This window comes from Cognatundibacterium crateris (assembly GCF_010078235.1).
Lineage (GTDB): Bacteria > Pseudomonadota > Gammaproteobacteria > Burkholderiales > Burkholderiaceae_D > Undibacterium > Undibacterium crateris.
In genome coordinates this window covers 1-699 of the sequence record NZ_JAABOS010000037.1, presented here as the reverse complement: position 1 = coordinate 699, position 699 = coordinate 1, and the positions used below count along the sequence as shown (strand labels likewise).

Here is a 699-nt window from a genome sequence, read left to right as displayed (position 1 = left end):
AGACTCTACATCTTTATCGTACTAATTTGGGGGGGCTGGTCAGTCGCGCTCAACACCGACCAGCTACAGGCGCTGGTGACCGGCTTGCCGTGGCAGACACTCATGCACAATCACCAGATCACCGTGGTGTGAGTAGCACGAAGATATAAACCTATGTAAACGTCCTTGCTGAAGCAGGCTTTTGTCTGGCACATTGCCAGACATGGATTTAACTGTCGACATCACTGAGCTCAACCCGGACCAGATCCGCGAATTGGCCATCCGGCTACAGGCCGAAGGACGGTTCCGGCAAACGCTGATTGATAAGTTGACCCACGAACTGGCCATCCTGAAACGGCAGAAGTTTGCAGCTACCAGCGACGCGTGTACCGGCGAGCAGCAGCGCGAACTGTTTGAAACGCTCGACATTGACTTAGCCGCCGTCACTGCCGAAATTGAACAGCTGGTACAACATCCCATATCAGCAGAACCAAGCAGGCAGCAACCCAGACGCGTCCGGCTGCCGGCAGAACTGCCGCGCACTGATGTTCATCACGAACCTGATTCAACGCTGTGCCAGTGCGGTTGCCGAATGAAGCGGATCGGTGAGGACGTCTGCGAGAAACTCGATTACCAGCCCGGCGTATTCACAGTCGAGCGCCATGTGCGTGGCAAGTGGGTCTGCCATCAATGCGAAACATTGGTGCAAGCGCCGGTACC

The 699-nt window shown here is 55.7% G+C and carries 1 protein-coding gene; it reads left to right on the top strand.

The genetic code is table 11. The features are described 5' to 3' along the window. Positions 1-202 precede the first annotated feature (202 nt). The coding region (locus EYB48_RS19000; RefSeq protein ID WP_202927844.1) for an IS66 family transposase zinc-finger binding domain-containing protein at positions 203-699 on the top strand (497 nt) is incomplete at its 3' end.